We start from the raw sequence: 15,726 nt of genomic DNA on the forward strand, positions 1-15,726 counted from the left end.
CCAAAGACATAGACTGATACGGGATCTGTTCTCATCGGAGGTAGCATATCTTGCAAAGGGAAAAAGGATTAGATATCAGGGTAAAGCAGCAGCTTCGCAAACCTGTTATTTTTTGTGATTTAATAAACGGAGGTCTGTTTTGCGGCGAACAGCGCCTGCATCCGGAAATGCTGCAAAGGATGCCTGAGATCCTCAATTACAGTGAGGAACAAACGGAAAGGGAATACCGCAGCTATGAGCGTATCCCGGATGTGGTTTACGCGGCGGGAGCAGGGGAGGGTTATCTTGTACTGATGGATGAAAACCAGAACTGTACGGATTATGCCATGCCGTTGCGTAATATGTTTGATACAGCAATTGCTTACATGCAGCAGAAAAAAACAATTGAAAAAGCGCACAAAGAAGCAAAGGACTTGAAAACCGGCGGTGAATATCTCAGTGGATTTGCCAAACAGGACAGATTGCATCCGGTAATCTTCCTAACCTTCTATCATGGAGAAGAACCGTGGAAAGGGGGAAGCAGTCTGCATGATATTTTAAAATTTCCGGAAGGACTTGAGGATATGAAGCAGTTCTGTCCGGATTTCCGGATGAATCTGATTCACGCCTGGAATGTGAACCCGGAAAATTTTCGGACCGGCTTGCGGGCGGTCTTTGAACTTCTCCCTGTGGCGGCAGACAGGAAGGGATTAAAGGATTACGTAAAGGGACATACAGAGCATTTTGGAAATCTGACGGAGGAAGAATGCGATTTGCTGGAGGTATTCATTGGAATGAAGAAGCTGGGCAAAGGAGAGCGGGAAACTTACCGAAATGAGAATGGAGGATATAATATGTGTACGGCGTTGATGGATATTAGGGAAGAGGGAATCGCAGCGGGTGAGTCTGCATTATCCAAGTTGGCCCGGCTGATGCAGGCAGATGGACGTGAGAAGGAATTTTTTGAATGCTGTGGGAATGATAAGAAACGAAAGAAACTGTATAAGGAGTATGGAATAATATAATATGACTGCAAGTGGCCTGCTGGTAATTTCAGAACAATAGATACTACCTGAATTAAGTATAAGTATGAATGTATTTTATCTGCCCTTTTAGGTGAAAAGCCTTAGGGGGCAGATTTTTTGTTGCAGTTTCCATTCGTGCGCCTTCAAAACCATTCGTGCAGCAGACCGGACAGAGAAAAAGGAATATGCTATACTGTCATTAAATTTCCGGAACGGTCCTGCGGCCATGCCTTCCGGAAAAAAGCATGGAGGCAAATCAGAGAATGAGTTCGGAAGATAAAAGAAATCCAGCAGATAAAAAATATAGTTTCGTGAGCAATGCGCTGTTTCACTGGAAGGAACTGTTTGTAAGGGAACCGGCAGTTGCAGCCTGCACGATTGCTCTGACAGCCGTAGGAACGGCTCTTCCCCTGATGAATGCCAGGCTGCCGAAGATGGTGCTTAAGGGGTTGGAGGAGCATTGGGATTTTCCTGTATTTTTTGGGAGGCTGTCGGTGCTGATTCTTTTGCTGGCAGCGGCAGGAATGCTGAAAGAAGGCATAACAGCATATGTGGACGGAATGAGAGGGCCGTTTGAGGACGCTTATAATCTCCGGCTTTTAAAGAAAAGGCTGACCGTGGATTATGACATCCTGGAAAGTAGGAAATTCAATGACGACGCCTATGCCATATATGATTCCTTATACCGTAACCAGGCGGAAATGAAGCATTGTATACTAATTTGGCAGCAGTTTCTGCTGGCCGTCGTTGGTCTGGTTATCTATGGAAGCATTTTGCTTGAAGAGAGCGTTTTCCTGCTGGGCATGGTGTTGCTGCCTACGGTGCTGACCTTTTTCCTGAGAGGAGGGGCGCAGCAAAAGGACAGAAAGCTGCGCAGGTCTGCGGAAGAAGCAAATCGTAAAATGCAGTATGTGGAATCGAAGGCCGGGGATTTTTCGGCAGGAAAGGATATCCGCATTTTTGATCTTTCCGGATGGCTGATGGGTATTTACAGGAAGGAAAGGAATAGCAGCGAAAAATATGTGAAGGAGTGGGAAAATGGATATCTGGCAGCTAATATCTGTGATGCGCTGCTTTGTTTTATCAGGGATATGAGCGCTTATTTTTTCCTGATCATTCAGATTGTGCAGGGAAAAATGGCAGTCTCAGATTTTGTATGGTACATGCCTTTGGTCGGCAGCTGTCAGCAGGCGTGTCAGGGTTTATTGGAGATGGGGGAGCGTCTGGGAAAGTTAAATCTGGATTATGCCAGGCTCAGGGCTTTCCTGGATGAAAATGACGGAGATACCTTCCGGGGAAGGAAAAAGGAAAAGAAGCAGGGCGCCGTCAGCGTGGAATTTTGTCATACAGGCTTCACCTATCCGGGGAGTGAGAAGCCAACGCTGCAGAACCTTAATTTTACAATTCGTGCAGGAGAAAAAATAGCCATGGTAGGCTTAAACGGAGCAGGGAAAACTACGCTGGTGAAACTTCTTTGCGGATTGTATAAACCCACAGAGGGAGAAATCCGGATAGACGGCAAGGCGATAGGCGATTATGAAAAAGAGAGCTATTATGGCCTGATATCTTCCGTGTTCCAGAATGTGCAGCTTCTGCCTTTGACAATTGCGGAAAATGTAAGCTCGGGAACGAAGGAAAATATGGATCGGGAAAAAGTCATAAACTGCCTGAAGCTGGCAGGACTGTGGGAAAAGATAGAAGATTTTCCTGATAAAGAAAATACCTCGCTTGGGAAAGGGATACAGAAAAATGCAGTCGGGCTTTCCGGTGGAGAGCAGCAAAAGCTTTGGATGGCCAGGGCTTTTTATAAGGAGGCGCCTTTGCTGATTCTGGATGAACCGACGGCTGCGCTGGATCCGCTGGCAGAGCAGGAGGTTTATGAGAAATATGTGCGTATGTCGGAGGGGAGAACATCGCTGTTTATTTCTCACAGGCTGTCCAGCACCCGGTTCTGTGACCGGATCCTTTTCATGGAAAACGGAAGTATTCTGGAGGAGGGCAGTCATGAACAGCTGCTTGCCTCCGGCGGGGCATACGCAAGGCTGTTTGGAATTCAAAGCAGATATTATCAGAAGGAATGTATGGGACAGGAGGTGCAAAGGGATGCATTGGCTGCAGAATAAACGGGAGGAAATGAGCAAGGACATCAGCTGTCATCTGCGCGCGCTGAAGCTTTTGTTCTGTTATAACCGGGAATGGGCGCTTGTAGGGCTCACCATACTGATGGACAGTCTTTCCCCATTTGTTGTGATTTATCTGTCTTCCATGCTTCTGGCGGCCTTGTACGAGCAGCGGCCGATCCGGGAAATGCTCGTCTGGGCGGCAGCAGGAGCGGGGACGGCGCTTTTTATCAATGTCGTCAGGCATTGGGCGGCCAAGCATAAAAATGTCATGTGGTGGGGATTGCAGTACCGGATGGCGGAGCCGGTGCTTATGAAAACCATGGGTATGGACTATGAGCTGACGGAAAATGAAGAAGTGCGTGCAATGAGAAGCCGGCAGGAGGAATACAGGAAAAGAAATATCGGTGCCTTTGAAGTTTTTATCCGTTTCATGCAACAGCTTCTGACGGCTTTTCTGAAGCTGGTGATTGCGGTGGCAACGATACTGCCGCTGTTTGTTTCACAAGCGGCGCACAGGAGGTAGGAAACACCCTTTGTTTTTCGTATGACGGTACTGACAGGGCTGCTGCTTATCATGGGCTTTGTTCTGATACAGAAAGCGGTCCGGCGGAAGGATAGAAAGAAATATGCCATAACGCAGACCGTAATTGAGAAGAACCGTCTGAATGAATATATGATGGAAAAAGTGGTGCTGTCTACAGAAGCGGGAAAGGATATCCGTATTTTCCATCAGGAAAAGCTTATGGAGGAATATGGTGATAATATGACCTCCGGATGGAGGAATGCAGCAAAACAGCTGGCGGGCAACGGCGCAAAATGGGATGGTATCCAGGGCTTTCTTTCTGCCTGTATCGGAGGGATAGTCTATCTTTACATCGCGATATGCGCCTATGTGGGAGAAATTGCAGCGGGCAGTGTTGTCAGATATGCCGGTGCGATCCAGCAGCTCATCCAGGCTTTAACCGATTTGATGAGCGCGTGGACGCGGCTACACAGAAACCGGGCGGTAATGGAGGAGTATCTGGCATACCTGGATCTGAAGGATGTGAAGAAAAAGGGAACCATTCCCGTGGAAAAAAGAAGGGATGGCAAATTCCTGATAGAGTTCAGAAATGTTTCCTTCCGTTATCCGGGTACGGAAAAATATGTACTTAAGGGAATGAATGTGACGCTGGAGATCGGGGAACGTATGGCGCTTGTAGGACCGAACGGTTCCGGAAAGACAACCTTTATCAAGCTGTTGTGCAGACTTTATGACCCCACGGAGGGAAGTATTTTACTGAACGGTGTGGATATCAGAAAATATGATTATCAGGAATATATGCAGCTGTTTTCTGTGGTTTTCCAGGATTTTCAGATATTTCCCTTCGCATTGGGGGAATATGTGGCAGGCAGCGGGCAGGTGGAACGGGAGAGAGCCATGGATGCGATCCGGCGGGGCGGTTTGGAGGAGCTGCTTGGGAAAATGCCGGAGGGCCTGAATACTATGCTGAACCGGGATTTTTCGGATCAGGGAGTGGAAATATCCGGCGGAGAGGCCCAGAAGCTGGCAATGGCCAGGGCTATCTATAAAAATGCGCCCTTTGTAATTCTTGATGAACCGACAGCCGCGCTGGATCCGGTAGCTGAGAATGAAATATACACCAGGTTTCATGAGATTATCGGCAGCAAAACGGCGCTGTTTATATCCCACAGGCTTTCCGCCTGCCGTTTTTCCAAGGAGATCCTTGTCTTTGAAAACGGAAATATTATTGAGCGTGGAAGCCATGAAGAACTGTCGGAAAAGCCGGGGCTTTACCGGCAGATGTGGCAGGCGCAGGCCCGGTATTATCAGTAGATGCCTGGAAGTGCGGTATCAATAAATTCCGGCAGTCTTTTGAAGGGGCCGGAAAAACGAGATTGCATATGCAGCGGCAGCTTGCTACAATAAAAGCAGACTTGGTTACAGGTCTGTTCAGGGAGGCGTTTCATTGAAGATAGCGATATGCGATGACGAGAAAATATACAGGGATTTGATGGAAAGCTATATTGAGGCATGGGCAAAGGAAAGAGGGCGCACGGCGGCTCTGTTTCCTTTTTCCAATGGGGAAGAGCTGCTGAAATCCCGGGAGGAAAATTCCTATGACGTTGTGCTTCTGGATATCCAGATGCCGGGAATTGACGGCATGAGTATTGCCAGGCAGCTCAGGGAAGCGGGGGATGAAACCTGCCTCCTGTTTATTACCGGATATGAGGAGTATATGGCAGAAGGGTATGAGGTGGAAGCCTTTCGTTATCTGCTGAAGCCGGTAAAGGAAGAAAAGCTGTGGGAAGCGCTGGACCGGTTCTGTCTGCGGAAACGGAAAACACCGGAATGTCTTGTGGCGGAAACCGGAGAAGGAAGAAAAAGAGTGGCTGTTAAGGAGATTACGTTCATAGAAGCGTTTGCCCATAACTGTGAGCTGCATACGGTAAAAGGGGGCATTGAAGTAAAGACGGGAATTTCAGAGCTGGAAAAGCAGGCAAAGGAATTTGGGCTGCCGCTGTTTCGCTGTCACCGTTCCTACATGGTAAATATTGCACAGGTGACGGGCATCGAAAAGGATGCTGCGGTTTTGGCCGATGGGGGCAGGATACCGGTGAGCAGGAGGATGTACCATGATTTGAATCAGGCCTTTATCCGTTTTTTCAGCAGAGGAGGAAATGAATGGCCGCATGGATAATAGGAATTTGCATTTGCCTTCTGGCAGGCAATGCCGCGCTTCTTTTTTTATGGATCCCAGGATATGTGGATCGCAGAATAGAATGCTTCCAGAGCGATCTTGTTGACCAGCATTATGCCGAAGTGGAAAGTATGTACCGTACCATGCGCGGCTGGAGGCATGATTATCATAATCATATTCAGGCTATGAAGGCATATGCACAGCTGGAAAAATATGACGAGCTGATGGTTTATCTGGGACAGCTGGATGAAAGCCTTTCTCAGGTGGATCAGGTGATAAAGACGGGAAATCTCATGGCGGATGCCATTTTAAACAGCAAGCTGGGCTTAATGAAAAGCCGGAACATCCATACGGATGTAACGGTCCATGTGCCTGAGCAGATGAAGACATCGGATATGGATTTGTGTGTTCTGGTGGGAAATCTGCTGGATAATGCAATTGAGGCCTGTGATGCGGTAAAAGAGGAGGAAAATCGCTTTATCCGCATTTATATTGATACCCTGCAGAATCAGCTGTACATTTCAATCATGAATGGCATGGAGGGAACTGCAAGGCGGCAGGGAGCCCGCTTTGTGAGCAGTAAAAGAGGCGACAGGCGGCAGGGCTTCGGTTTGCAGCAGGTGGATCGGATCGTGGAAAAATACGGCGGCTACCTGAACCGGCAGACGGAGGAAGGCGCATTTGCTACGGAAATCATGCTTCCTTTGGTATAAGACGTAAATTCCATGGGCGCCCTGGCGGAACTAAGGAGGAAATGCAATGCTATATGAAGAAATTGGGAAAAGTTTTAAAAATAGCTTTCTATTGTATGTTTACAATGATTTGCCTGTTCATCATTTCCATTCCCGTGGTAAATAACCTGACGGCAAAGGGAGTGGAGAACCACTTGAAAAGCCTGCCGCTGCCGCCGGATACGGAGCTTGCTGCTTCTGTTTCCAGAGCGGACAAATTAACCGGGAATGGGAACGGCATGCAGTATTTTGGAGCCATCCTGCTTCGGAGTGAACTGACGCTTTATGAGCTGGAAACTTTTTACTCACAATATCGCAGGACGGAATGGGAATGCAATGTGGTGAGCCAAAAGGAGCCGGGGCTTGATTTTTTGGATTATTACGATGAATTAAGGTTCAGCCAGTATGAAGATGTGCCTGGAAATTTTTATATTGTTTATTCCTGGGGAGATGGGGTGAAGCCGTTTGTAACGTGGGATCTGCGGGGACATTAGCAGAGATTTAGATGCAGGATAACAGTAGATGTGTAATTTCTCACATAGGCCGCCATTTTTAAATCTTTGATACGAAATATTGAAAAGAAAACAGAGGTAATACTATGCTTGTAAATCAGCCCTTGCTGCTCCAGGCCTGCCTGGACGGAAAGTTCGGAACTATATTTGAATATGGGAGGAGCTGTGTTTGTGAAGCTGGATTTATCTATCTGCTGGGAGAAGCAGAGGAGGGTATCCTTTCTGAGTTGAAGAACAGATGGAACAACCGGATGTTTATCTGCATGACGCGCCAATGGGAGGAAGCACTACTGACATCTTACCCGGGAATGGTGCATGTAACGCGGTATCAGATGAAATATGAACCGGGCAGTACGGATGAAAAAGTGCTTTGCAGATACATGGAAATGCTGCCACATGAATACAGATTGACCATGTTTGACCGGACTGTATTTGAACAAAAACCCTTTATGCATGCAAGCACCTATTCATCCTATGAAGATTTTCAAAGGAATGCATCCGGTGCGGTAGTTTGGTATCAGGGCCAGATTGTTTCGTCCGCCTCCTCTTTTCTTTCCTGGGAAAACCAGTTGGAGCTGGATATTGTAACTGCAAAAGAACATAGGAGAAAGGGGTTGGGAATTGCCTGTGCCTCTGCAATGCTTCTGGACTGTAAGGCGAGAGGGCTTGACGTACACTGGGATGCACAGAATCCGGCGTCACGCAGCCTGGCGGAAAAAATGGGGTACCGGCTGGATTGTACCTATCAGGCATATTCGTTCATGGCTCCTGAGGAACCTTAAAAATATTAAAACCTGACATACTGTTGTCACGCCTGTTTGTTATACTGGATGAAAAAGGGGAGGTATTACAGAATGGAAGAAAAAAATCATCTGCAGAATGATGCGGGCGGGGCGGCAGAATTTGAAGCGGGAATGATCGTAAAGGGGATAGAAATATCCTGGACCACCTGGGGAAGAATGCGTGGGGAGAGACTTATAACGGGGCCTGTCAGTTATCTGAAGGCAGAAGGAGACAGCGGCTTTGAGCGGATTTATTCGGTGGATATGAAAGAAAATCAGGAGCTTGAAATACCGAAGATGATATCTTTGATAAAGGCAGGTATTCTTCCCGATTCCATACTGATTACTCCGATGACAAGACCCTCTAATCTGGCGGAAATACTGGCAAACAGAGGATTTGTAGTAAATGAACAACCTCCCTGCATACTGCTGTATCTGGATAATTTTAGGGAAAATAGATATCTCATTAATCAGTACACCATATCTGAGGTAACTAAGATGGCGGAACTGAAAAGCTGGCTGGATATTATAAATAAGAACCTTTTTGAAGGGGAGCTTGTTACGACAGAGCAGTTTGGCGATGTACTGAGGCTTGATAATACCAGTTTTTATCTTGGTTTTTCGGAGGGCAGGCCGGTGAGCACCTGCATGACAATCTCAGATGGTGATACCGCTATATTGGAAATGGCTGCGACTTTAAAGGATTACCGTTGCAGAGGCTTTGCATCCTGTCTTATCAGGAAGGCGCTGGCAGATTTGCAGGAAAAAGGCATCCGGACGGTTTCGCTTCGCGCAGAAGAGGACGGCGTCGGGGTTTATACACGCCTTGGCTTTAAAGCCTGTTTTAACCGTGTAATTGCTTTTTACAATAGGAAAAGTATTTGATTACAGTATGTGGGAGGTATATGCTTCTCAAAAAACAAAAATGCACCTGAGCCTGGAGGGGATTGAACAAGAAAATTGCGGCAGGATTTGAGCGTGATGTTGCACAAGAAGATTGCCGCAAGATTTGACAGTGATGCAATAATGGTCTACAATCTGAAAATCAATGCTGATGAAATCCGGGTTACGGAGAAGGTCAGCAATCTCCTGTTTCTAAAGGTGAGGGAAAGGATCGATTATTATGAAAATTGACAGAATTAAAGCGGAAAAAGTCTTTCGGGATTATGTGAGCGCCTATAATGCGCAGGATGATAAGGTCAGGCTGAAGATAGAACATACCTTCCGCGTGGCGGTGTTATGTGAAAAAATAGCGGCTTCGCTGGGCATGGCGGAAGACGAGCGGGATTTGGCCTGGTTTACCGGGCTGCTGCATGACGTGGGGCGGTTTGAGCAGCTGAGAAATTACGGAACCTTTATAGATGCTGAATCCATTGACCATGCGGTGTATGGGGCGCAGATTCTTTTTGATGAGGGGAAAATCAGGGATTATACGGAGGATTCCCGCGAGGATGGGCTCCTTCGTACCGTGGTCGGCGTCCACAACGCTTACCGTATCCCGGAGGGGCTGGATGAAAGGACGCAGAGGTTTTGCCATATCCTGCGGGATGCGGATAAAATCGATATTCTGAAGGTGAACGTGGATTTTCCCCCGGAGGAAATCTATAATGTTTCCACCAGGGAGCTGAAAAACTGTATGGTTTCTGAAGCTGTGATGACAGCTTTTTTTGAAGAGCATGCCATACTGCGTACCCTGAAAAGGACGGCGGCGGATCATCTGGCCGGTCATATTTCACTGGTGTATGAGTTGGTTTTCCCTGAGAGCCTGCGGATTGTGCTGGAGCAGGGATATCTTTCGAAGCTGATGGCTTTCGAATCCGAGAACCCTGTGACGAGAGAGCAGTTTTGCAGGATGAAAGAATATATGGAATTGTATGTGAAGAGAATACAGGCGGTGGAATGACGCCGCCATTTTGGTATATGCCGGAAGGGGATTGTATTTTTACGGGAAAAGAGAAATGCCATGAAGAAGCTGGAAATAAAGCATGTCAGATTAATCTATGATGAATGGAAATGCATAGAGAGAAAGAGCTACCGTCAGAAAAGGATAAAGAACCCGGATTTTTCAGGCTTTCTGGCTCTGATTGATATCGAAAGGGTGAAGGAAAAGCAGGTCTGGAGCTGGGGGCAGGAAAGTCTGACCGTATGTGACGACGGCATGAAATGGCTCATTATTGTTCCGGAAAACGGAAAATATGCTGTAACCGTATATATGAATCAGGAATACAGGCCGGTGCTTTGGTATATTGATATTATTGACGGTATAGGTGTTGATGAAGACGGGATGTTTTTCGTCAGTGATTTATTCCTTGATTTACTGGTATCGCCGGAGGGTGAAGTTAAGGAGGAGGACAGGGATGAACTTGAAGCGGCGCTGGAGCAGGGCGTGATTACGGAATGCCAGTTTGCACAGGCTGACAGGACCGCACAGGAGCTGCGGCTTTATTTGGAGAAGAATTTTCAGGAGTTTTGGGTTTCCTGCGGCCGAAGGCTGGAGGAAATTATGGTACAGGGAAATTAGGGCGCGGAAGGCGGTTATTTCCGGAGCCTTCTGTTTGTATTCGGAGGATGCAATTGTGTGTAATGAAGAAAAAATAATTGCAGCATGGAATGCGGAAATGTATGAAAAATATGAGACAGAGACAGATGACGTGGACTTTCTGCTGTCTGTGATTGGTTCAAAGCCTGTGAGAGTATTGGAGGCAGCCTGTGGAGGCGGGCGTATCCTTGTACCGCTGGCGCAGGCAGGACATGCTGTAACAGGTTTTGATATTGACGATTGCCTTCTTGAAAAAATAGGGGCAAAGGCAGAAGGACTTGATAATATTGTCTGGTATAAGGCTGATGCAGTAGAAGATGCTTGGGGGAGCGGATTTGATGTTGTAGTTCTTGCAGGAAATATTCTGTTTAATATAATGTCGGAGACAGACTATGCTCAGGCGCAGCAGCAGATGATTCGGAGGGCTGCAGGAGCGCTGGATCCGGGAGGCCATATTTATATCGACTATCAGTTTTCAATGCATCCCGGGCTGTTGTTCCGGTCATCCGGTGAAATGGTAATCTGGGAGGGAACCGACAGCGAAGGCAATTCAGGGAAAATGTTCCTGACGGAACAAAGCTTTGAGGAATCTACAGGAATGCTTTCGTTTGTCCGTAATTTTGACTTGATACTGAAGGACGGAAGAAGATTAGAAAGGAAGATTCCTTCTAAGAAGCATTATATACAGTTGGAACAGCTGCATGACTGGCTGGATTCTGCTGGCTTTGCCATAGAAAAAGAGTATGGAGACTATGCTGGAAATCCAATAGGAGAGACAACCGGCAGAGCCATTCTATGGGCAGTAAAAAAATCCGTGGGTAAATAATGAGTGAAATGGATTCCCCGTGATCATGCGGCACATGGATTCTGAAGGTGTTGAAGGGGATCCTTGCCGGAAAGCCTCATGTAGAGGTTATTACGAAGGATATGATGAAGAAACAGGACAGGTAGTGTTCCTGGAGGAACAGCTTGGAATAGGAGAGGCCTTATGAGAATACAAGGAGATAATATCTATCTCAAAATGCTTGAGCGCAAAGATTGTAAAACCTTATGGAATGACTATGAGTATGATTTTAATAATCCGACGGAAGAGTTTAATATAGGGCATTCCGATGAAAAGGCAGAGAAATGGTTTGATGAGATTCAAAATCTACAGGGAAATACAAATGTAAGACTCGGGATTTTTCTTGCTAATGATATTGTGATTGGAGATATCGCACTTCAGGATATTGACCGAATTAACAGAAATTGTTCTATTGGCATAGGAATTGCCAAGATAGTTAACCGTTCTAAGGGATATGGAGGAGAGGCAGTAAGGCTGATGCTTGATTATGGTTTTACTTATCTGGGCATGGAGCGCATATATGCGAATACTTTGGATATTAACACAGGGGCACAGAGAATGCTTGAAAAAAATGGGTTATGCCTGGAAGGTATTGAACGAAAAGTTAAGTATCTTAACGGAGAGATGCATGACAGATTGCATTATGCTATCCTGAAAGAAGACTATTACAAATATTTCGTGAAAGGTATTACACTTGGTGGAGTCAAGGGATGATGAAGCGTATGTAACTTTGATTGTACGATTGTATGAGTGCATAAGGTGCACGGACAGGAGCTATGATGAAAAAGACAGTTGATTATCAGAAACTGCGTGGGTTCAACTATACACAGCCGGATGCTGTGAATGACAGGGATTTTTGGGCTAATTACCATCATGATATCGTGGATAGGGATATGGGGTATGCTGAGAGGCTTCATCTAAACAGCGCCCGGATTTTTCTCAGCTATGATTTTTACAAGGAAAATCCCGACAGGTTCCTTGCCAACGTAAAGGATTTTGTACAGACGGCATGGAAACATGGCATTTCTACAAACCCTATTATTTTTATGGGGTTCCGGTTCCGGGAGGATGAGCTCCCGCCGGGTGGATTTATGTTAGAAGCAGGGTTAAGGCCGATTTATAAAACGCTGGAGGATCCCGCCAGCTGGCAAATCGGCGAGAGGTACTTTGACGCACTTTACGAGGCAATCGGTCAGGAGGAAGGACTTCTGTTCTGGGATATTGCAAATGAGCCCGGTTATACGGACAACTTTGTAACATGGTATGACGAGGAACCTGTTTATGTACAGGATTATCAGGAACGTCCCGATATGGAGACACTCCGTTACAGGCAGGAAAAAACCTGGGAAATCGTCCGGCATTTCTGCAAATATGTGAAAAGTAAGGATCCGGATCATGATATCGGCGTCGGCAATATTTTTATTTACGAAACAGAGGCCAGCAAAACAGCTGAGCTGGTCGATGTAATTGTGTTCCATGATTATTCCTCAACCCGTAAGCGTTTACGTGAAGCACTGGAGTATGCGAAAAAAATGGGAGAAAAATATGGCAAGCCCGTACTCGATAACGAAATGTGCTGTCTTGCAAGAGCTAACCCCTATGATATGTCTATTGAGCTTCACAACGAATATCAGACTGGCTGGTATCTGTTTGAACTGATGATTGGAAAAGATATGTGGTCGCGCGTACATGGGGTGGTTTATCCGGATGGCACGATCCGGGATCCTTCCATTGTTTCCGCTATCTCCGGCTTTTTCCGCAACAGGGGCGAGAGTGCCGTCCGTTCTGATGTGAATCAGGAGGATTATGTGAGGAGAGCCTGCATACTGGCGCAAAGAACCCTGCATGCCGCAAGGCAGAATCAGGGATTTGATCACAGTAACGATGTGGAAAATCTGCTGGAAGCCTGTGAATATATTGCCAATCTGTTGGAGGCAGGGGAATTAGTCCCCATGGCTTATCCGCCTACTGCCAGGATTGCATCCTACAGAAGGCAGCAGCATGTGGAGGCCTATGAAATTGCGGACTATCTGACAGAATTGCTTGAAACGTTGAAAAAAGCATGCCATGTTATAGATATTTGAGACTGAGCTTAAAGGGGGCTGGCAAAGGGACACGTTTTTCGTCAAATAATGAGCATGAATTAACGAGCGTATTATGCTGCGATACGATAGACTGAATATGGAAGGAGGACGGGAGATATGGATTGGCTGACACAGATGAATGAGGCACTTGACTATATTGAATCTCATCTGACAGATGAAATAGACTTAGATGAGATTGGACGCATAACCGCATGCCCGGCGGGATTATTTCAGCGAATTTTCCCTAAAATCATCGGTATTCCGCTTTCAGAGTATATTCGGCGTAGAAAATTGACACTTGCAGCGTATGATCTTCAAGTATCTGACTGTAAGGTGGTGGATGTTGCGATGAAATATGGATACGAAACTGCCGATGCGTTTACCGTGGCCTTTAAACGAATGCACGGCATCAACCCTGCGGCAGTAAAAGAGAATGGCGTCAGTTTAAAAGCATATCCACGTCTGACCTTTACACTACTTGTAAAAGGAGTAACGGAAATGAATTATCGTATTGAGGAAAAAGAGGACATTCGCACCGTAGGAGTTGTCATTAAAGCATCGCAGGAAAATAATCCGATACCGGACTTTTGGGGAGAGTGTTATGAAAACGGCACAGCGGAAAAACTCTGCAAAACATCTCCGGGCAAGCCGCTGATTGGTATATGCTGCAACATGAATAACGATGGAACATTTAATTACATGATCGGTATTGAGACAACGGCCGCAGTGCCTGACGGTATGAGCGAGCTGATAATTCCCAAATCGACATGGGCAATCTTTGAGTCCGTGGGTCCAATGCCGGAGGCGATTCAAAATGTATGGCAGAGGATTTATTCTGAGTTTTTGCCTCAGGGTATCTACAGCCATGCGGGAACCCCCGACCTTGAAGTGTATTTTGAGGGGGATAATTCGGCCTCCGATTATCGCTGCGAAGTTTGGATTCCTGTAGTCAAAAAATAGGACGCCATTATTGGAAAAGGGGCTGTGAAAAAACAGACGGAATAAAAAAGAGGATTTTCAATTCACACTTTCGGTTGAAAACCCTCTTTTTTGTGTAAACGATTTCCATCTGCATTTACGGCTCTGCTTCTGGTATAGTGCCGAATTCATCCGTTTTTTTCTGTCCAATCGGACACAAGATTCCATTTATAAATCAAAGTAATCCCATAAGACAAATTGGAAAATTCAGTAAGTCCATGTTTAACCATTACAGCAAAAATATTAGACAAAAATGTAGAATACGGTTGCCCGGTGTCGAATTAACAGCTATAATTGAATGACAGACAGGATTTTATACATAGCTTACGGAACAGAGGCTGTGTGAAAGAACACGAGAAAAAAGCAGAAGCGAAGAAAGGAAAAGCTTTAAAAGAAAAAGCTTCAGAAGGAAAAACTTCAAAGCGAAAGCAGGGACAGGCCCTGGCTTCACAGCAAAACATTGAACAGGCTGAAAAGACCAACTGGCACCATGAGGATCTGGCCATGAAAACGGCGGCGCAGTATTTTGGGGAGGAACTTCTTCCGTTGCTGGAAATCCGGGGCGAGGTGGAATATATTGTACCCACCGAAACTGTTAAATTGGAGACCAGACAGTTTTACCAGGATTTTAATTATGCAATGAAGGAAGGTAACTGGGTGCATCTGGAATTTGAAAGTGATGAAATCACCCGGGAGGATCTGAAACGCTTCCGGGAATATGAAGCAGCTGCCAGCAGAGCCTATAAGGTTGACATAGTTACCTATGTTATCTGTTCTGCCGATGTTAAGGAACTGCTCTGTGAGCTGAAAGCGGGCATTAATACTTACCGTGTTGAAGTTATCCGGTTGAAGGGAAAGGATGCGGATCGCCTTTTCAAGGCTATCGAAGAAAAGAAGGCAAAAGGCGTGGCATTGACGAAAACGGATCTTGTACCGCTCCTGCTGACACCCCTGATGTCAGGGAATCTGGAAATCGGGGAGCGGATTATAAAAAGCCTGAAAATCCTGCATATGGCAGAAGCGCCCATAACCCAGTTGGAGCTGGAAAAAATGCAAGCGGTTCTATATACTTTTGCAGATAAGTTTCTGGATAAAAATAAGTTAGCTAAGGTGAAAGAGGTTATAAGAATGACACTGCTAGGAGAAATGTTGATTAATGACGGAATCGAACAGGGGATTGAAAAAGGACGCGAACAGGCGCTGCAGGTAGTAATAGAAATCTGCGAGGAGTTGGGCCTTACCTTTGAGCATACAGTAGAAAAGGTGGAAACACGGTTCGATAAGGAGCCACGATCTGCAAGAGAAATTGTAGAACGTTACTGGAAATAAAAGCTTCCGTAAAAGTGGATCCCAGCCGCAGGGCTCCGGACGTGGCATGGATCCTGCACTCCATCGCATTAAAAGTCAGGAAGAAAACACAGTTCTCC

At 46.2% G+C, this 15,726-nt stretch carries 17 protein-coding genes; all 17 read left to right on the plus strand.

Going from position 1 to position 15,726, the window contains the following annotated elements:
* The first annotated feature begins 50 nt into the window (after nucleotides 1–50).
* The 17 genes from DXC51_RS13160 to DXC51_RS13235 all read left to right on the plus strand — a co-directional run bounded on the left by DXC51_RS13160 (nucleotide 51) and on the right by DXC51_RS13235 (nucleotide 15,628).
* The gene (locus DXC51_RS13160) at nucleotides 51–1,004 is read left to right on the plus strand and encodes an Rpn family recombination-promoting nuclease/putative transposase (RefSeq protein ID WP_021635095.1); all 954 of its coding nucleotides are present in this window, start codon (nucleotides 51–53) and stop codon (nucleotides 1,002–1,004) included.
* A 263-nt stretch (nucleotides 1,005–1,267) separates the two neighbouring features.
* Entirely contained in the window at nucleotides 1,268–3,127 is a 1,860-nt protein-coding gene (locus tag DXC51_RS13165; RefSeq protein WP_051358329.1) for an ABC transporter ATP-binding protein, read from the plus strand.
* A complete protein-coding gene (locus tag DXC51_RS13170) occupies nucleotides 3,108–3,650 on the plus strand; it encodes a hypothetical protein (protein WP_021635092.1) in 543 nt (180 codons plus the stop codon). Before DXC51_RS13165 ends, DXC51_RS13170 begins: the two co-directional genes overlap by 20 nt.
* A gap of 21 nt (nucleotides 3,651–3,671) precedes the next feature.
* A complete protein-coding gene (locus DXC51_RS13175; RefSeq protein ID WP_021635091.1) occupies nucleotides 3,672–4,964 on the plus strand; it encodes an ABC transporter ATP-binding protein in 1,293 nt (430 codons plus the stop codon).
* 133 nt (nucleotides 4,965–5,097) lie between these two features.
* Entirely contained in the window at nucleotides 5,098–5,829 is a 732-nt protein-coding gene (locus tag DXC51_RS13180; protein WP_021635090.1) for a LytR/AlgR family response regulator transcription factor, read from the plus strand.
* Nucleotides 5,814–6,542, plus strand: coding sequence for a sensor histidine kinase (locus DXC51_RS13185; protein WP_021635089.1), 729 nt, complete (start codon nucleotides 5,814–5,816; stop codon nucleotides 6,540–6,542). The genes DXC51_RS13180 and DXC51_RS13185 overlap by 16 nt, the downstream gene beginning before the upstream one ends.
* A gap of 53 nt (nucleotides 6,543–6,595) precedes the next feature.
* Nucleotides 6,596–7,054 (plus strand): hypothetical protein, encoded by a 459-nt coding sequence (locus DXC51_RS13190; protein WP_021635088.1) that lies wholly within the window; start codon nucleotides 6,596–6,598, stop codon nucleotides 7,052–7,054.
* A 104-nt stretch (nucleotides 7,055–7,158) separates the two neighbouring features.
* Entirely contained in the window at nucleotides 7,159–7,854 is a 696-nt protein-coding gene (locus tag DXC51_RS13195) for a GNAT family N-acetyltransferase (RefSeq protein ID WP_021635087.1), read from the plus strand.
* Between the two features lie 72 nt (nucleotides 7,855–7,926).
* On the plus strand, nucleotides 7,927–8,739 hold the full coding sequence (locus tag DXC51_RS13200; RefSeq protein ID WP_035321293.1) for a GNAT family N-acetyltransferase: 813 nt from the start codon (nucleotides 7,927–7,929) through the stop codon (nucleotides 8,737–8,739).
* Nucleotides 8,740–8,835: 96 nt separating this feature from the next.
* Nucleotides 8,836–8,988 (plus strand): hypothetical protein, encoded by a 153-nt coding sequence (locus DXC51_RS29520; RefSeq protein WP_021635084.1) that lies wholly within the window; start codon nucleotides 8,836–8,838, stop codon nucleotides 8,986–8,988.
* Entirely contained in the window at nucleotides 8,978–9,757 is a 780-nt protein-coding gene (locus DXC51_RS13205) for an HD domain-containing protein (RefSeq protein WP_021635083.1), read from the plus strand. Before DXC51_RS29520 ends, DXC51_RS13205 begins: the two co-directional genes overlap by 11 nt.
* Nucleotides 9,758–9,817: 60 nt before the next feature.
* A complete protein-coding gene (locus DXC51_RS13210; protein WP_021635082.1) occupies nucleotides 9,818–10,375 on the plus strand; it encodes a ribonuclease FAU-1 family protein in 558 nt (185 codons plus the stop codon).
* Between the two features lie 55 nt (nucleotides 10,376–10,430).
* A complete protein-coding gene (locus DXC51_RS13215) occupies nucleotides 10,431–11,219 on the plus strand; it encodes a class I SAM-dependent methyltransferase (protein ID WP_055725874.1) in 789 nt (262 codons plus the stop codon).
* Between the two features lie 162 nt (nucleotides 11,220–11,381).
* The gene (locus DXC51_RS13220) at nucleotides 11,382–11,951 is read left to right on the plus strand and encodes a GNAT family N-acetyltransferase (protein WP_021635079.1); all 570 of its coding nucleotides are present in this window, start codon (nucleotides 11,382–11,384) and stop codon (nucleotides 11,949–11,951) included.
* A 62-nt stretch (nucleotides 11,952–12,013) separates the two neighbouring features.
* Complete coding sequence (locus DXC51_RS13225; protein ID WP_021635078.1) at nucleotides 12,014–13,321, plus strand: glycoside hydrolase 5 family protein; 1,308 nt, start codon at nucleotides 12,014–12,016, stop codon at nucleotides 13,319–13,321.
* A 117-nt stretch (nucleotides 13,322–13,438) separates the two neighbouring features.
* Nucleotides 13,439–14,281, plus strand: coding sequence for an AraC family transcriptional regulator (locus DXC51_RS13230; RefSeq protein WP_021635077.1), 843 nt, complete (start codon nucleotides 13,439–13,441; stop codon nucleotides 14,279–14,281).
* Nucleotides 14,282–14,641: 360 nt separating this feature from the next.
* A complete protein-coding gene (locus DXC51_RS13235; protein WP_021635075.1) occupies nucleotides 14,642–15,628 on the plus strand; it encodes a hypothetical protein in 987 nt (328 codons plus the stop codon).
* The last annotated feature ends 98 nt before the right edge of the window (nucleotides 15,629–15,726 follow it).

It is taken from the genome of Eisenbergiella massiliensis (assembly GCF_003435485.1).